Annotated in this window: 1 protein-coding gene; it reads right to left on the bottom strand. The window is 73.6% G+C overall.

The window, feature by feature from the left end:
- The coding region (locus tag AC27VN_RS42005; protein WP_490880591.1) for an Hpt domain-containing protein at positions 1-1,159 on the bottom strand (1,159 nt) is incomplete at both ends.

Genomic DNA, 1,159 nt, shown 5'->3' on the forward strand with positions numbered 1-1,159 from the left:
TGGCGGGCTCGGCGCGCAGCTCCGGGTGCTCCACGGGCGTGGGCGCAGATGCCGCGGTGGCTTCCGCCACGCGCTGCGCCAGTTCGACCTGGGTCGCATCGTCGGCCGCGCGCAGCGCGTCGAAGGTGGCCTGCAGCGTGTCGAGCCGTGCCAGCAGCTTCTCGATGTCGGAACGGTCGACGTGGCCCTGCGTGCCCAGCAGTTCGATCTCGGATTCCATGCGGTGCGCGCGCTCGCCCAGGCGCATGGCGCCGGCCAGCCGGGCACTGCCCTTGAGCGTGTGCAGCGTGCGCAGCACCGAGGTGCGCGGCGCGCCGTCGTCGGGGTGGTGCGACCACTGGCGCAGCGCCTCGCCGAGCTGCGGCAGCAGTTCGGCCGCCTCTTCCTCGAAGATCGGGAACAGGTCGACGTCGACCGCGTCGGCCAGGTCGATGGCGTCCTCGGAGTCGTCGAGCGCCACGTCGGCGCCGCCCTGCGGCGACACCACCTGCAGCGGCGCGCGTGGCTCGTCGCGTGCCAGCTCCTCGGCATAGGGCGAGGGCATCGGCGAGGCCGCGATGTCGCGCAGCGCCTGCAGCGTCTGCTGCGAGGGGTCGCGCAGCAGGCCGACCGCGAACTGGTGCAGCAGGCGGCGCAGCTCGTCGGCCGCAGCGACCAGCACCATGCCCTGCTCGCGCGTGCCGCTGCCCTGCATCTGCAGGTGCTGCAGCGCGGCCTCGAAGTAGCGCGCCATGCCCGACAGGCTGTGGAAGCCGACCGTCGCCGAGCTGCCGGCCAGCGAATGGGCCAGCGCGATGGTCGAGTCGGCCACGCGTTCGTAGGGCTGAAGCGCCCACTCGCCGACCTCGGTGGCGAGCTGGCGCGACCATTCGTCGGCCTCGTTGAGATAGACGTTGTAGAGCGCGATGCCGATGCGCAGCGGGCCGATCACCTTGACCTGGTCGTCGGCGCTGCCGGCGGCGGTCACCTCGACGGATTCGACCGGCGCGAGCTGCGGCTCGGCAACGGCCGGCGCCTCGGCGGCGGACGCGGCCTCGGGCTGCACCGTTTCCTCGGGCTCGGCCGGTGCCTCCAGCGGCAGTGCTTCGGCCGCGACATCGAGCAGCGCGGCGGTCTCGGACGCGGCCGGTTCGGGCGCGACCACGGCGGCCTGGGCGAA

The organism is Variovorax sp. 20P10.2.4 (assembly GCF_058244205.1).